Raw genomic sequence first — 15,132 nt, 5'->3', positions numbered from 1 at the left:
TGTCTTTTTTATATTTAGCATTGTATGGACGATACTGGACTTGAACCAGTGACCTCCACGATGTCAACGTGGCGCTCTAGCCAGCTGAGCTAATCGTCCGATTGAGTTGAATAGTTTATACCAGAGCTTCCTTATTGTCAAGATTTTTTTGGGATTTATTTTTGGTGTTTTTTTGGATGGGTTTTCGCGGTTAGATATTTATTTCTTATTTTTAGATGCTATAATATAATTTGTGGTATTTCGGGGCGGTTAGAGATTTCATTTGTACTTTTCAAGGTAAAGCATGACGGATAGACATCAAACAAAATTTGTGCTAAAGCAGCGTTATAGGTTAGAGAAAGTTATTGGGCAGGGTGGTATTGGTTGTGTTTATTTGGCTCAGGATCTTCATCGTAATCAAGAAGTGGCGATTAAGCAGTGTAAGCACACTTCGGAGAAAATTGTTGAGCGGTTTAAGCGTGAATACAAGTTTTTGTGCTCTATAAAACATCCTAATATTGTTATGGCTTATGATTTTTTTCAGGAGCGTAGTAATTATTTTTTGGTGATGGAGTACATTCCTGGAATTACTTTAGGGGATTTACTGGAGAAAGAACACCCTTTGTCTCTTTTGCATAGGTTAAAGATTGCTATTCAAATTTGTAAGGCCGTTTCAGCTTTAAATGTCAATCGAATTGTTCATCGCGATATTAAGCCTGACAATATTATTGTCACTGAAAAAGGCATTATTAAATTGCTTGATTTGGGAATTGCTAAAACTACGAATAAAGAACTTAGCGGTATCACTAAAACCGGAGTTATTATTGGTACACCTGAATATATATCTCCGGAACAAATAACTGATAAAGAACGTTTTAATAGTGATGTTTTTTCTATTGGAGTGGTTATTTATCAAATTATTTTAGGGCTTAAGAAGTCACCGTTTTTAACGAAGAGTTTAGCGGGAACTTTAAACAAAGTTGTGGGAGATAGGCTTCCTCTCATAAAAGATAAAGTAAAAGATAAGAAACATCCTTCTGCTTACGCTAAGTTATCCGCTGCTGTTGATAAAGCACTAGAGAAAAATCCGCATCAGCGCACAAAGAGTGCGAAAGAACTAGGAGTTGAGCTTTTACAAATTTATCAAGCGTTACAGGAAAACGAGAGTTCTCATGGCGATATCGATTATGCGGATGTCGGTTACCAAGCGACTAATGAATACAAAGTAACTGATGAACCAGTGCTAGAAGAAGAAAATCTCACACAGATTACTCAGGCACGCAAAGTGCAAAATATGCTGGTTATTTCGCAAGTGGTAAGTTTTGTACTTATTATTACATTGCTGGTATTTTTCTATATTCTCAAAAGTAAAAATAATTCCCTTATCTCGCAAACAACTAAACTTGAAGAAACAGTTTCAGACTTACTAAATCAAAAATCTATTGTTAGTCAGATGTTAATAGATCGTATTATCAAAAACGACTTGTTGAGTAAAAATCGCGTAGAAATGGATTTAATCCAAGCTAATTATTATTTAGATAAAGATCAGCAGCAAGCTCTAAAATACTTCGATGCTGCTATTAAAAAATTGCCTAGTTATAGCGATGCTTATTTTGGAAAAGGTTTATTGTTTCAAATGCAAAAAAACTATACTGCGGCTCTTGAGTTTTATAATAAGGCTATCAATATCAATAATAGTAATGCCTATTATTATAGCAATCGCGGTGGCGTTTATTTTCGTTTATCTCAGTACACAAAAGCATTACAGGATTATGATCGTGCCATTATGCTTGATCCATCTCACGCTTCTTATTATGTCAATCGCGCCAGTATATATAGCTCTTTGAGTTTATATGAGAAAGTAGTTGATGATTGTACTAAGGCGATTGAATTACGAGGTGATGATCCTGTTTCTTATTCTAAAAGAGGGCGCGCGCTATATCGTTTACGGTCGTTTCGCAAAGCAAAGTCTGATTTAGAAAAAAGCTTACAATTGGGTATAGACAATACACAACAAGTTAAGTGGCTTATCAAACAATGTGAAAAGAACCACCGCAAGTAAAGAAATTATGAATCAATTTGATTCATAAGTATCTTTTGCTTCTAGTATTTTCTCTAACGATATATGAAAAGCCTCTACCACCTTTGGATCAAACTGCTTACCAGAAAGTTCTGTGATATAGTCGATAGCTTTTTGTGTTTCCCAAGCCTCTTTGTAACAACGTTTCGATGTCAAAGCGTCAAACACATCTGCAATGGCAACAATCCGTCCTCCCCAAGGAATTTCATCTCCTTTTAAACCTGTTGGATAACCACTTCCATCATATTTTTCATGGTGAGTCAGAGCAATTTTTAGGGACAGTTCGAGAACATCTGACTTTGCATTTTTTAAAATATCAGCGCCATAAATTGTGTGCTGTTTCATCTGTTCAAATTCATCGCTTGTTAGTTTACCTGGTTTTAAAAGGATAGAGTCAGATATACCGATTTTACCAATATCGTGCATTGGGCTTGCATAGCGAATATCATCAATATATTTTTGTGAAAAACCTAGCTGTCTAGCAATAATAGTAGAGTAAGTGCTAATTTTTTCCAAATGAAATGCTGTATCTTTGTCGCGAAATTCTGCTGCGCGCGATAAACGCAATATTGTATCGAGATAAGCATCTTGTAATTGTTGGTTTAACTGAGCGTTATGAATTGCGACAGCTGCTTGCGATGCCAAAGAAGAAATGAGTGATTCATATTCTTTTGAAAAAGGAATGATTTCATCGTTATCGCGCGCATTTATTAATGCCAGAACTCCTATAAGTTCCTCATTTGTTTCTCCCATGGGAATAACGAGCATTGATTTGGTGCGATATTTATTTTGTATATCAAAACTGCGATCGATGTTATACGGCGCATCTTTTGGAATATGATAAGCATCAGCTATATTAATTGTCTCTTTGGTAAGGGCTGCATATCCTGCAATACTGTTACTATCGATTTCTAGCATTTTTCCACGAAAAACTTGACAGCGTATAGTATCTTGCTGAGAATATAACACATCGTTTTGGCTAACAGAGAATACAAGTTTATCTCGCTTGCGTATATAAAGACTTCCACCTTCTGCATTGGTAAATGCACGCGCTTCCGTCAAAATTTTTGCCAAAAGTACTCTTAGATTTCTTTCGCTAGAGAGGGCTATACCTATTTCGGTAAGTTTATAAAGTTTTTCTTCAACATTCATCGTTTTTTCCGCATAAATTTTTATTGGAAATAAAAAGGTGGCGTTATATACTATAAAGCCCAAAACAACATAATTGTGTAACTCACTTAAGTGAAATTTATATTTTAATTGCGTTTAGGGATATTGGCATTTATATAATATGAGATATTTTAGGGAGTAGTAAGATATTCTGAGAGCGCACAAGTTGTCTGTGCAAAAAGAAAAGCAACGAAACTGCCCCTGTATTTAGAATATTTTGATAATAAAACATTCGATAGAAAACAAAACTTTTTTACTTATATATATTATGATAAAAGACTTAAAGATACAATCTATTTTCGTACAATGCCCAACATGGGTAGGTGATTTTATTATGGCAACGCCTTCTATTAGGTCTTTGCGCAATAAATTTCCGCAAGCAGAAATTACTTTGTGTATGGCTCCTCTAATGAAATATTTAGTTGAAGGTGCAGAATACTACGATCATCTTATTTTCTACGATAAAAAGAAGAAACACAAAGGACTTTTTGGTTTACTTAGTTTTTCTAAAGAGCTGCGAAAAAACAAATATGATTTAGCGGTTATTTTTCCAAATAGTATTCGTACAGGAATCATTGGTTTTTTAACACGCGCTCAGAAACGCATTGGTTATGAACGTTTGGCTAAGAATATTTTTCTCACAAATACTTTAAAACGGCCTAAGGAAAATGGCAAAAAAATGCCTGTCTATACCGGTGGATACTATGCTAAACTTCTAGAGCTTATTGATGCTACGCCAGAATCGTTATACCCTGAACTTCCGATTTTGCCAGAAACAGAAAAAAAAGCGCAAGACTCGTGGAACAAGGCAACACATTCCTCTGCTTTCAAAATAGTAATGACTCCTGGTGCTAAATTTGGTTCGTCAAAACTATGGCCAGCACGACATTGGGCAAAATTAATTGACTTACTGGTAGAAAAATATCAAGCAAATATTATGATGGTTCCAGGCCCAGACGACAAAGCGATTACTCAAGAAATTTCGCAGTTGGCAAAAAGTAAGTTCCACATTCACCCTCCTTCAGCAGAAGGCCTTGCCTTACTCAAGGCTTTTATTGACAAAGCTGATCTTGTAGTATGTAATGATACAGGTCCACGCCACATAGCTCATGCCTTCCGTACTCCTTCAGTAGTACTTATGGGACCGAATGATCCGCGCCATACTTATACTCCGCTCGAAAATACCATTGTAACTCGTAACGAAGGGTTAGAGTGCATGCCATGTAATCTCAAGGTTTGTTTATATGCTCATCATGCGTGCATGCAAGAGTTACATGCTGAAAAAGTTTTTAGCAATGTTGAAACAATATTGAAAAAGGAAGGTAAGCTATGAGATGCCCGTCGTGCAAAAGCAGCATGGGACAAAACTCCTATCGCGAGTTAGAGTGTTATACTTGCATCTACGGTTGTGGTCTTTGGCTACATCAAGGGAGTAAGTGGAACTTTATCTTGCACGACAAAATGGAAAAATCTTCCGGGCAATTCGAACAGTCACTTCACAAAGTACTGCAAATGGATTGCCCTGAATGCGAAGCACCTTTACAAAATATAGAAGGCGGAGGAGAATATCACCATGTAAATCCCGACGTCTGCGTACATTGTCAAGGACTGTTTATTAGTCATATAGAATTCAAGTGGCTAAAGAAAAAACAAAAAGCTGATCATCGCAAGGGAGAAACGGAAAGATACCTTAAAAGTCGCTATATGATTTGCAACGACACATACTACGAAAAGTATGAAGAAGATAGGGAAATAGATATGAAAGAATATTTATTTTCCCTCTTTACTGGTATGCCTGTCGAAATTAATCTTCCACCACAAAAAACTCCATATGTAACAACACTACTTCTCATTGCTAATATACTGTTTTTTATTTGCCTTTCTTATAACGAAGCAATTTATTACGGTTTAGTGCCTCAACAAATAGAGGCAAGTCACATTCTTACAAGTATGTTTATGCATGCTGGCTGGTTTCATTTGCTTAGTAATATGTATTGTTTATATGTATTTGGAGATAATGTCGAAGATCGTTTAGGTATTGTTAAATATATTCTTTTTTATATTATTTGTGGTACAGTTGCTTGTTTAGTCCATATAGTTCTTAATCCTACCAGTTATGTTCCTATTTTGGGAGCTAGTGGAGCAGTCGGTGGACTTATGGGAGGTTATTTTCACGCATGTCGCAAGGCAAAAATAGGAGCCGTCGTCTTTTTTGTGTTGATAAAGATGCATGCTTACGATTATTTTATTTTGTGGATGATTATTCAAGTTTTACTTAGTATGTTTAATACAGGAATTGCTTGGGATGCTCATCTTGGAGGTTTTTTTGCAGGACTTATGTTGTATCCCGTATTAAAGAATTTACCAATGGTGAATAAGTAAAGAGTAGAAAGGAACAACCATGGAAGAAGAAATCTGTAGAGGAACTAAAAAGAAACGCGACTTGCGTTTAGATGGTCTGAAAATAGCAGGTAAACCAGCGGTTAGAGATATCATTATTTTAACCCCTAATGATATTGCCAAAAAGAGTATTGCTGGTAAAAGCTATTTTAAATTGCAATATAACCTTCACAACGACGGCTTTATGGCAGTAAAAGATTTTGATAATCTTTGTTACTTTAATGATAAAGTTGTTGCGCAACAAAAAAATCTATCAGCAGGGGCTAATGATACACAAATAATGAAAGATACAGCTGTTCTAGACATCAAAGATGGTGATCTTATCGTGCGAGCAGATGCATTTTCAAGAGTCCAAGAGGACGATGAAAGTAACAACGACATAAAGGTTAACATTGCATTTAAAGGGTTCCGCAAAGGAAGTTCCAAAGAACCTCATATCCACATTGAAGCGCTACGTATAGCAGAAAAAGTACCCATTAATGGCATGATGAAACTGCAAAAAGTCGATTCTATAGCTACGAAAAAAGGACGCTACGGATTTCGCGTTGAATACGTAATTCGCAATTATGGTCTCCGTGAAGCAGTAGGTATTGATAATTTATTTTTGCTTAATGGCAAACGCTTTTTTCGCCATCCGAATATTAACCTGCGACCAGGAGAGTCTAAGTTAATGAAGTTACCGGTCTATTTTCCTATCAAAAGCGGAGCAGTAACTTTACGCGCTGACGCCAATAACAAATACCCTAAAGGCGAAGGTTGTAATCTCGAATTAGGTGCAAAAGTTTTTTTTATGGGATTTCCGCGAACGCGATGAGTAAAATAAAGGTGTTACCACCACTTTTGGTAAATCAAATTGCTGCTGGTGAGTGTATAGAGCGCCCAGCTTCTATAGTCAAGGAACTGGTCGAAAATAGTATTGACGCTGGCGCAACTTCAATAGAAGTTGCTGTAGAGGAAGCTGGTACGCGCCTTATTCGCATCACTGACAATGGCTGTGGCATGACAAAAGACGACTTGCCACTTGCGATTACTAGTCATGCCACTAGTAAATTACAAAGCGTCGATGACCTTCTAAAAATTAAGACATTGGGTTTTCGTGGCGAAGCTTTAGCGAGTGTTGCCTCAGTCGCAGATGTGTCTATTGCTTCTTGTTCCTCAGATGAGACGACAGGCTATAAGATTCGATCATTTGGTGGAGAAGTCAGAGAAATAGAACCTGTTGCTGTAAATTGTGGAACAATTATAGAAGTACACGATCTTTTTTTTAACATCCCAGCACGACGTAAGTTTTTGAAAAAAAATGCCACCGAAATGGGACATATAACAGATACCCTGATAAAACTTGCGCTTTCATACAACAAAGCAGCTTTTAAACTTACCAATAATGGGAAAACAGTATTCGATGTGCCAGAAATGCCGACTTTAAAAGAGCGCATCGAACAATTACTCACTATTGGAGAATGCGAAATGCTCGAAATCTCTTATGAGAGAAATGGTATTGAAGTGCAAGCATATTTAGCTCCTCCCGAAATAAATAGGCCTAATAGCAAACAACAATACGTGTATATTAATGGGCGTTGTATCAAGGATCGCATCGTGATTCGTGCACTTGCGGATGCCTATAGCGATTATTTACCAATGAGACGCCACGCTGTTGCTGTTCTATTTTTAGAAATGCATCCTGAAGATGTTGATGTAAATGTTCATCCAACAAAAGCCGAAGTTCGTTATCGTGATTCATCTGGCATTTATAGCGCTGTTTATCATGCCACCCTCGAAGGACTAAGAAAGGGAGACTTAACACCTTCAATTCCGATTTTTTCCGATAACAATGACTATACACCTTTTACAACACAAGCTCAAAAAACATACGAGCCAACAGTTAACACAAGCAATACGCAAAACTATATGCCCACAACAAGTTTTCCTACGTCGACAATAAATGAAACAACTTCAAATTATAATGAAGTTTCGCAAGTACAGGTTCCGGTATTTGACAATATTTCTGAAGAACGCTACTCTACAACAAAAACAAATAATTCTTCAACACAAACAACATCGCAAAGTACCAACAATCTTTTTAACGAAGAAGAAAAAAATCTGCCACTGCGCTGGTTTCAAATCCATGATAGCTATATTATTATTGAAACTTTACGTGGAATAGAAATTATAGATCAGCACGCTCTACACGAAAGAATTATCTATTCGAAATTAAAAAAGCAAGTCGCGCAAAAAAATGTGCAATCACAGCTACTACTTTTTCCAGTTACCGTGCGTTTAACTGCTACAGAAATGGCAACTTTTAATCAATCGCAACAACATTTACAAGAGCTTGGTATGGAAATGGAAGTGGTGCGCGATGATGTTGTTATTCGAGCACTACCACAATTACTAAGTGACATTCACGCTGGAGATTTACTGCGCGATATCCTCGAAGAATTTGAACGCAAAAACAAAGTAAATATTAGCGATATTATCGATCCACTTATTGAAATGATGTCATGCAAAGCAGCGATAAAAGCAGGAGACAATTTAACGCCAGAAGAAGTCGTTTCTCTTATTCAACGTCGCCAAGATGCAGATAATCCATTTCACTGTCCACATGGTAGACCAACTACATTAAAAATCACCCTAAAAGAGTTAGAAAAGCATTTTAAAAGAACGTGAGAAAGGAAATAAATGGTAGATTTAAAAACATTGGAGCCATCATCTGTATGGGGACACTTCGATGAAATTAGACGTACTCCACGCACTTCTAAAAATGAAGAAGCGATGCGTCAGTACGTTAAAAAAGTAGCAGAGCGCAATAACCTCAGTTACAAAGAAGATAGTATTGGTAACATTGTTGTCACTGTACCAGCAACTTCTGGAAAAGAAAATAGTCCAATAGTTGTCTTACAATCTCATCTAGATATGGTATGTGAAAAAGACCCAGGTGTAGAACACGATTTCGATAAAGATCCTATACAAGTAACACAAAAAGGCGAGTATTTATACGCTGTAGGTACTACGTTAGGAGCAGACAATGGTATTGGTGTTGCTATCGAACTTGCAGTTATGGACAAGAAGGATTGGCAACACGGTCCTATCGAATGTTTATTTACCATCGACGAAGAAACGGGTCTTACTGGTGCAAAGGAACTTGATGCTTCTATTGTTACTGGCAAAATACTTATTAATCTCGACACCGAAGAACATCGTATGATTTATGTAGGATGCGCTGGTGGTGGTGATACGATCATGACTCTCGACACTAAAAAATCCGAACTACCGCAAGGGTTTACAGCAATGGAAGTAACAATTTCTGGCTTAAAGGGCGGGCATTCAGGGTGCGATATTCATGTAGGAAAAGGTAATGCTGTTAAGATATTAGCGCGAATTTTATGGTCATTACGTCAAGAGCATTCCTTATATTTAAATAAGTTTATTGGTGGAGATAAGCACAACGCAATTCCTCGTAATGCAGTTGCTATTGTTGCTATAGCTGATGATAAACGCTCAGTTTTTGTAGATGCTTGTAATACTAAACTTAATAATATTAAAGATGAATTCGGACATATAGAACCTGATTTGGCGATTACCATAACTGACACAGAGTGTAGCGAAGTATTAGTTGAAGGTGACAGTGACAAAGTTCTAATGCTTCTTGTGACTTTGCCGCATGGTGTACTCGCGATGAATCCTGATATTGGTGATTTAGTCAATACGTCCAATAATTTAGCGAAAGTACATTGCGAAGGTAATAAATGTTTAGTGCAAACAAGTACTAGAAGTTCATTGAAAGAAGCACTGGAAAACACTCGCGAGCAAATTGCAGCAAGCGGGCAATTTGTTGGAGCGGTTGTTGAGCAAGAAGAAGCCTACCCTGGCTGGAAACCAGATCTTAGTTCTCCTATTTTACAAAAAGTAAAAGAACAATATCGCGAAACATTTGGCGAAGAACCGGAAGTCAAGGCAATTCATGCTGGATTGGAATGCGGTGTTATTGGTGAGAAAATACCTGGTATGGATATGGTATCAATCGGTCCACAAATCGAAAATCCTCACTCTCCAAGTGAACGCGTCCACATTCAGTCCGTCGCCGAATTTTGGAAAGTATTTTGCCAAATTTTAGAAAAAATTTAATCGACATGTTATAACTATGTAAACAAGTACTGGAAGTAAAACTTCCAGTACTTATAATTAACGCGAAAGGTTTTCTTGAACCCATTCCTGCATTACCTTGTCAATTGTCATAAAAACCTTAGTCGGAGGCTTTACTAGAGCAATCACTTCAGGCATATCTTCGAAAAATACATCCGCTTTAATTTTCTGCACCACTTTAGCTTTCCACTCACTTAATCCCTGGCTATTCTCGCGTCCTAACTCCCGATCGTTTGAAAGAATAACTTTATCATAAGATATCTGGCTGTTTTGGAGTACCGACAATGCTTCTTCTAAATTATCTCTAAAACTTACAATTATTATTTCTGCTTTTATGAACTGTGTAAGAGCAGAGAAAAATTTAGGTGCATGGGTAATTGTATCATCTATATCTATGGCAATTCGCATTTTTAAAAATCCATAATGAAAGACTGTTTAGGTTGATTGGCCAATGGAATTATAATGTTTTATATCAAGCTGTTATCGCTTTTGTTTATTGTAAAATTTAACTTGTTCATTGTATAGGATTTGATTTCATTTTGCAAATTGGCCCGATCAATCCCACCTAAGGTTTACTCCATACTTTCTATCCGCAAACATATGAGTTCAACAACTTCTTCATCTATACGTGAAGTTGGCTCTATTTCCTTCAATGATCTGCCTTTTACACATTTTTTCATCGCAAACTCCAAAATTCATTCAAGAGATTACACTTTTATATTAATTCTTCTTCGAAATGTCTTGTCGACGGTCCACCGTCTCCTATAAGAGCTTGCTCTCTATTGTGAAGCTGTGTGGAAGTTGATCAAATACTTGAAAAATGGAACTATATTGCTCATATTCGGCGCAAACAAGAGCCTGAGCTTTCTCCTGAAAATCGAATATTGAAACCAAAGAGATGGGTTGTTGAACGTAGTCATGCTTGGTTAAATAACTATCGCAGCCTTTTTATCCGCTGGACAAAGAAGTCGATTAACTACATTGCTTTTTTGCATTTTGCATGTGCAATTACTACTTTTAAAGCTGCTAAAATTATTCCTAAAATCCTGTAGTTAGCTATTGAGTTAAGTCTACTTCATTAATGTATCTTTATCTGAACCTTGGTTTTTCAAGACATAGGAGAGGTCTGCCCTTATTTACCATAATGAATATTACATATTTTTTGTTATTTCTTATTTTATTTAATTTAATTTAAAATTTTTTGTAGCGTAGCAGTGGGCTACGCATACAGCGTTTAGCATTGCTGTGCCAGAAACTCTCCTGTTTGTACCCAATTCGTAGCGTAACAGCTATGCTACGGATTTGATAGATAAATCGTTCTAAAACCCTTTGTCTTCAAGACTTATTTGTTTTTCGGATAGCTTTGTGACTTCAGGCAAAAACGAAAGCCAGTACGGTGGTTGCAGTAACCAGGCTTGAACCAGTAGCGGTACGCAGAGCGCACGCCCCCGGACGAGTAGTACCAGCTACCACCGCGCACGACACGGTAAGAACCAACATTAGGACCAACAGAGTCTACTGTTATCGAAATATCATATTCGCGGCGGTACCAATCGCTACACCACTCATATACGTTGCCATGCATCTCATACAATCCCCAATTATTACATGGTAACGATTTTGTTTCTACTGATTCATTATAGCTGTAGTCATAGTTCACTTCATCTTTAGTAATACTATCACCAAAACTAAATGCTGTTGTTGTTCCTGCGCGACACGCATATTCCCATTGCGCTTCCGTTGGCAAACAACATTGCCATTCTTTCATTTGCTCGTTTAGTTTCTTAGTAAACGCCTTACAGTCATCCCAACTTACCGTCTCTACTGGAAACTTCTTCCCCTTAAACTTACTTGGGTTATTCCCAATCACTGCTTCCCACAATTTTTGAGTACACACTGTTTCTGCCAACCAAAACCCTCTGCTAATCGTTACTTGATGCAGAGTTTCGTTTTCATATCTACCTTTTTCCGTTTCTGGGGAGCCCATCATAAATGTTCCTGGTCTGATCCACCTCATTATTTGATGCATATCTTTATAAGTAAAACCCATCCACAAACCATATTCATCTCGGCCCCAATTGGAAAAACTTCCGCGAAAAGAGCAATTGTCAAACTCTGTTCCCACAAAGTCTTCGCCATCGGCAGAGTCTAAATAAAACGTGCAGCCCATATACTTAGTATTAGGCTCTATTTCCTTCAACGACTTACTTTTTACACATTTTTTCATCGCAAACTCCAAAATTCATTCAGAAAATTGCACTTTTATATTCGTTTCTCTTACAGAGCTCTGCTGTCTATTATGGCCTTAGGCAAAAACGGAAACCAACATCGCCGTAGCGAAAGACGGGGCCGCGTGCTGCAGTACGCAGAGCCCACCTGCCTGGACAAGCTAAACCAGCTACCACCGCGAAAGACACGGTAAGTACCAACATTAGCAGCAATAAAATCTACTGTTATGGAGATATCATAGTCGCCATACCAGTTACTACACCACTCATGCAGATTACCATGCATCTCATATAGTTTCCAATTATTACAGGATAGGTGGAAGTGTCAAAAAACCTTTTGATTTAGGAAGAACAACTACACATGAAGTGAGACATTAGTTAGGATTACAGCATATTTGAGGAAATGCCGGTTGCAGCCAAAGACGAGGAAGTAAGCGATACTCCGCAAGCCAATCAACCGAACAGAGGTCGCCCGCGTAAACCATATAGTTGCGGCTCTAACAGCATATATGAAAACTACATGGATTACTACGACGACAACATTCAAAGCGTTTTTACATACGAACAGCACAACGTCTTAACGCAGCGCTAACACTATATTGTTTTGGACTATGCGAGTGGGACCCCTTCAACAAAGGTGTTGACAAGGGGAAAGTTTCAAGCGATGACTTCTTTGGTAACCACACAAAAAAGCAATGATAACAATTTTGAAAACGATAATGACGGTGGAGATTTCTTGACGACAACATTAATATTTGAAGATAATAAAGTCACCAGATAAATATTTTACAAATAAAGTTGGATTTATAGAGCGTGTCATCATTCAAACTAACAAAACGAAATAATGTAAGAAACTAAGTCTACAGCCGCTAAAAATTCTGTACAGCGTAGCAATAGTTCGATATTGCTTGAGTTTATCGATTTAAAATTTTAAATGTTGACACGCAAATCGTAGCTTTTACTCCATACTTTCTATCCACAAACGTATAAGTTCAACAGCTTCTTCATCTATACGTGAAGTAGCAATTGGAGGCATTTGGGTTTCGTGATGGCGCGAAGAAATGCGTTTAAATAATATAGACTTTTGCGGTTGTCCTGCAAATATAATGCGTGCATCTTTTATACCAAGGTCACCATTTCCAGGAATAACATTTATCGCTCTCATTTCTTTTGTTGTCGTAGCAAAGCGAAGGTCTAAACTTGTCGGAGCCGAACTGTTTGGTTGATGACACATAGCACAGTTTGCAGCCAAATACGCACGTGCTCTTTTTTCAAGAGATGCATTCTTATCTTTAGGGTTTGGCATTTGCGGTAATTTGCTCGACGGTGGAACTTCTTTTGTGAACAGTTTAATGTGATTCAATGAACGTATTTGATTGTCAACAACATCAGAACCAGGATAGTGGAATGTACTATTTAGTTGATTGGTTCTAAGTCCTAAAATTCCGTTGCTGGCTTTTGTGTGACACTGTATACATTGGCTACTACTAGGAAAAAGATGTTTTATTTTTTTCGGAACGCCATTGGCATCGGTAATTGTGTATTCTTTTGTTTTTCCTCCTGTAAGTAGTTTAGCATCTGTACCTTGCTCATTCCATTCATAAGAAAAGCCATGCCACTGTTCACCTTTTTTGTATAATATACGCGTTTCAATACGTTTTTCTTCGCTTTCTGGATCCCCTTCGTCAGCAACAAGCGAAAAATTTTTGATGAGAACACTCTTTTGCGGAAAATTCCAACCATTATTTGTTAGTTCTACTTGTTCAAGATTAGGAATTGCCATAAAACGTTGCTTTTTCATACCATCTGTCCACAACTCGGAGACAGGCTTATAAGGAATGATTCCCGAATGAGTTTGGTCAACACCTTTACCAGCTTCAAGCAAGGCCGGAATATCACTGAGTTTGTTAGGAAAACCGTTGCTGCGTTGCGCTGCGAATGTATATATTTCTCCTGATAAATCAACAACATACACTTCGCCGTTGTTTGTTTGTCCAAAGCTGGCAATACTTACCCAAGAGTTACGCACAAGTTCAAAAGGACCTTCCACTTTTTCACCATCATAACGAAGTCCCCAAATATTACCACTTCCATAATCGCCGTAAATGTACATTCCGTATAAGGCAGGTATTTTATTTCCGTAATATACATAGCCACCTGTAATACTATACCCTTCAGATCTTCCGTAGGTAGCAATAGGAGTGACTAAACCTTTTACATTGCAGTTAGGTTTTTTGAAACAGTTCATGCCCTCCATAATTCGCCAGCCATAGTTTCCACCAGATACAACGACATCAACTTCCTCTATTTTGCCTTGGCCAACATCACCAACGAACAAATGTCCCATTTCGCGGTCAAAACTAAATCGCCATGGATTACGCAGCCCGTAAGCATAAATTTCTTTTTTGGTTAAGCTACCAGAAGGACCTTTGGCATAAAAAGGATTGTGACGCGGAATATGATATTTTCGTCCTTTGTCCGGTGCAGAGCGCACATCTATACGCAATATATTGCCAAGTAAACTCGTTGTATCTTGCCCGTGGTTTAATGGATCTCCTCCAGAACCACCATCTCCTAAACCAATATAAAGTAAATTATCTGGTCCAAAAGCGATCATACCACCATTGTGATTGCTATATGGTTGCGGAATCTCCAGTATCACTTCTTCGCTACTATTATCAACACTTTGCTGCTGTAGATTATGCGAAAAACGCGAAATACGCGAAGTTCCTGGATTGTGTTTATTCCAAGAATAGTAGACGTAAAATTTTCCATTGTTTATATAATCAGGATCTAAAGCCATGCTTAGAAGACCTTGTTCACCACGACTGCGAACGCGACTTGTTATATCTAAAAATACTTTAGCTTCTGTAAAATTATTTTCTTTAGATAAATATACGATGCGTCCTTTTTTCTCGACGACAAAAATGCGTCCATTCTTATCTTCCGTCATAAAAACTGGTTGCGAAAAACTCGCGGACGTAAACACTTGTTTTAATTGCAAACTACCAGGGTTTTTTTGCGGTATATCATCAATGAGAAGAATATCGTTAGATACACGAGATTCAATACCGTAGGGTTGTGCATAAACAGCACATATAAAAATCAAACATAAAAAAAATTTCATTTACC

12 protein-coding genes, 1 tRNA gene and 1 pseudogene are annotated in these 15,132 nt (G+C 37.5%); 8 read left to right on the top strand and 6 right to left on the bottom strand.

Annotation, left to right across the window (positions count from 1 at the left end; translation table 11 throughout):
* Positions 1–25: 25 nt before the first annotated feature.
* Positions 26–99, bottom strand: a tRNA-Val gene (locus tag UABHE_RS20380).
* Positions 100–283: 184 nt separating this feature from the next.
* Between UABHE_RS20380 and UABHE_RS20375 the strand changes: the two genes are divergently transcribed.
* The gene (locus UABHE_RS20375) at positions 284–2,041 is read left to right on the top strand and encodes a protein kinase (RefSeq protein WP_372365109.1); all 1,758 of its coding nucleotides are present in this window, start codon (positions 284–286) and stop codon (positions 2,039–2,041) included.
* Between the two features lie 12 nt (positions 2,042–2,053).
* Here UABHE_RS20375 and UABHE_RS20370 read toward each other — a convergent pair whose 3' ends face one another.
* Positions 2,054–3,211, bottom strand: a complete 1,158-nt coding sequence (locus UABHE_RS20370; protein WP_372365108.1) for an HD-GYP domain-containing protein — start codon at positions 3,209–3,211, stop codon at positions 2,054–2,056.
* 286 nt (positions 3,212–3,497) lie between these two features.
* Here UABHE_RS20370 and waaF point away from each other — a divergent pair, with 286 nt between their 5' ends.
* Genes waaF through UABHE_RS20345 form a run of 5 tightly spaced genes read left to right on the top strand, consistent with a single transcriptional unit; the run spans position 3,498 to position 9,754 of the window.
* Positions 3,498–4,562 carry a lipopolysaccharide heptosyltransferase II gene (gene waaF, locus UABHE_RS20365; protein ID WP_372371654.1) on the top strand — a complete coding sequence of 355 codons (1,065 nt, stop codon included), beginning with the start codon at positions 3,498–3,500 and terminating at the stop codon, positions 4,560–4,562.
* Positions 4,559–5,611, top strand: coding sequence for a rhomboid family intramembrane serine protease (locus UABHE_RS20360; RefSeq protein ID WP_372365107.1), 1,053 nt, complete (start codon positions 4,559–4,561; stop codon positions 5,609–5,611). Before waaF ends, UABHE_RS20360 begins: the two co-directional genes overlap by 4 nt.
* A 19-nt stretch (positions 5,612–5,630) precedes the next feature.
* On the top strand, positions 5,631–6,443 hold the full coding sequence (locus UABHE_RS20355; protein WP_372365106.1) for a CARDB domain-containing protein: 813 nt from the start codon (positions 5,631–5,633) through the stop codon (positions 6,441–6,443).
* Positions 6,440–8,296 carry a DNA mismatch repair endonuclease MutL gene (gene mutL / locus UABHE_RS20350; protein WP_372365105.1) on the top strand — a complete coding sequence of 619 codons (1,857 nt, stop codon included), beginning with the start codon at positions 6,440–6,442 and terminating at the stop codon, positions 8,294–8,296. The genes UABHE_RS20355 and mutL overlap by 4 nt, the downstream gene beginning before the upstream one ends.
* A 12-nt stretch (positions 8,297–8,308) precedes the next feature.
* Positions 8,309–9,754, top strand: a complete 1,446-nt coding sequence (locus UABHE_RS20345; RefSeq protein ID WP_372365104.1) for an aminoacyl-histidine dipeptidase — start codon at positions 8,309–8,311, stop codon at positions 9,752–9,754.
* A 57-nt stretch (positions 9,755–9,811) separates the two neighbouring features.
* Here UABHE_RS20345 and UABHE_RS20340 read toward each other — a convergent pair whose 3' ends face one another.
* A complete protein-coding gene (locus tag UABHE_RS20340; RefSeq protein ID WP_372365103.1) occupies positions 9,812–10,180 on the bottom strand; it encodes a hypothetical protein in 369 nt (122 codons plus the stop codon).
* Between the two features lie 386 nt (positions 10,181–10,566).
* On the opposite strand from UABHE_RS20340, the gene UABHE_RS20335 reads away from it, so the two are divergent.
* Entirely contained in the window at positions 10,567–10,824 is a 258-nt protein-coding gene (locus UABHE_RS20335; RefSeq protein WP_372365102.1) for a hypothetical protein, read from the top strand.
* A 290-nt stretch (positions 10,825–11,114) separates the two neighbouring features.
* Here UABHE_RS20335 and UABHE_RS20330 read toward each other — a convergent pair whose 3' ends face one another.
* Both UABHE_RS20330 and UABHE_RS20325 read right to left on the bottom strand, forming a co-directional pair.
* Complete coding sequence (locus tag UABHE_RS20330) at positions 11,115–11,999, bottom strand: formylglycine-generating enzyme family protein (protein ID WP_372365101.1); 885 nt, start codon at positions 11,997–11,999, stop codon at positions 11,115–11,117.
* 50 nt (positions 12,000–12,049) lie between these two features.
* Positions 12,050–12,295: pseudogene (locus UABHE_RS20325) on the bottom strand (SUMF1/EgtB/PvdO family nonheme iron enzyme); the annotation flags it as partial.
* Between the two features lie 108 nt (positions 12,296–12,403).
* Here UABHE_RS20325 and UABHE_RS20320 point away from each other — a divergent pair.
* Complete coding sequence (locus UABHE_RS20320) at positions 12,404–12,592, top strand: hypothetical protein (protein WP_372365100.1); 189 nt, start codon at positions 12,404–12,406, stop codon at positions 12,590–12,592.
* Positions 12,593–12,958: 366 nt separating this feature from the next.
* Here UABHE_RS20320 and UABHE_RS20315 read toward each other — a convergent pair whose 3' ends face one another.
* Positions 12,959–15,127, bottom strand: coding sequence for a PQQ-dependent sugar dehydrogenase (locus tag UABHE_RS20315; RefSeq protein ID WP_372365099.1), 2,169 nt, complete (start codon positions 15,125–15,127; stop codon positions 12,959–12,961).
* Positions 15,128–15,132 lie beyond the last annotated feature (5 nt).

The organism is Candidatus Uabimicrobium helgolandensis (genome assembly GCF_041508025.1).
In the GTDB taxonomy this organism is placed as follows: domain Bacteria; phylum Planctomycetota; class Uabimicrobiia; order Uabimicrobiales; family Uabimicrobiaceae; genus Uabimicrobium; species Uabimicrobium helgolandensis.
The sequence above is the reverse complement of the archived record's forward strand: the minus strand, read 5'-3'. Positions and strand labels throughout refer to the sequence as shown.

What these genes read in the sequence shown, in the direction of transcription:
- UABHE_RS20375 (WP_372365109.1), top strand. Translation starts at nt 284, where the DNA reads ATGACGGATAGACATCAAACAAAATTTGTGCTAAAGCAGCGTTATAGG.
- UABHE_RS20370 (WP_372365108.1), bottom strand. Translation starts at nt 3,211, where the DNA reads ATGAATGTTGAAGAAAAACTTTATAAACTTACCGAAATAGGTATAGCC.
- waaF (WP_372371654.1), top strand. Translation starts at nt 3,498, where the DNA reads ATGATAAAAGACTTAAAGATACAATCTATTTTCGTACAATGCCCAACA.
- UABHE_RS20360 (WP_372365107.1), top strand. Translation starts at nt 4,559, where the DNA reads ATGAGATGCCCGTCGTGCAAAAGCAGCATGGGACAAAACTCCTATCGC.
- UABHE_RS20355 (WP_372365106.1), top strand. Translation starts at nt 5,631, where the DNA reads ATGGAAGAAGAAATCTGTAGAGGAACTAAAAAGAAACGCGACTTGCGT.
- mutL (WP_372365105.1), top strand. Translation starts at nt 6,440, where the DNA reads ATGAGTAAAATAAAGGTGTTACCACCACTTTTGGTAAATCAAATTGCT.
- UABHE_RS20345 (WP_372365104.1), top strand. Translation starts at nt 8,309, where the DNA reads ATGGTAGATTTAAAAACATTGGAGCCATCATCTGTATGGGGACACTTC.
- UABHE_RS20340 (WP_372365103.1), bottom strand. Translation starts at nt 10,180, where the DNA reads ATGCGAATTGCCATAGATATAGATGATACAATTACCCATGCACCTAAA.
- UABHE_RS20330 (WP_372365101.1), bottom strand. Translation starts at nt 11,999, where the DNA reads ATGAAAAAATGTGTAAAAAGTAAGTCGTTGAAGGAAATAGAGCCTAAT.
- UABHE_RS20320 (WP_372365100.1), top strand. Translation starts at nt 12,404, where the DNA reads ATGCCGGTTGCAGCCAAAGACGAGGAAGTAAGCGATACTCCGCAAGCC.
- UABHE_RS20315 (WP_372365099.1), bottom strand. Translation starts at nt 15,127, where the DNA reads ATGAAATTTTTTTTATGTTTGATTTTTATATGTGCTGTTTATGCACAA.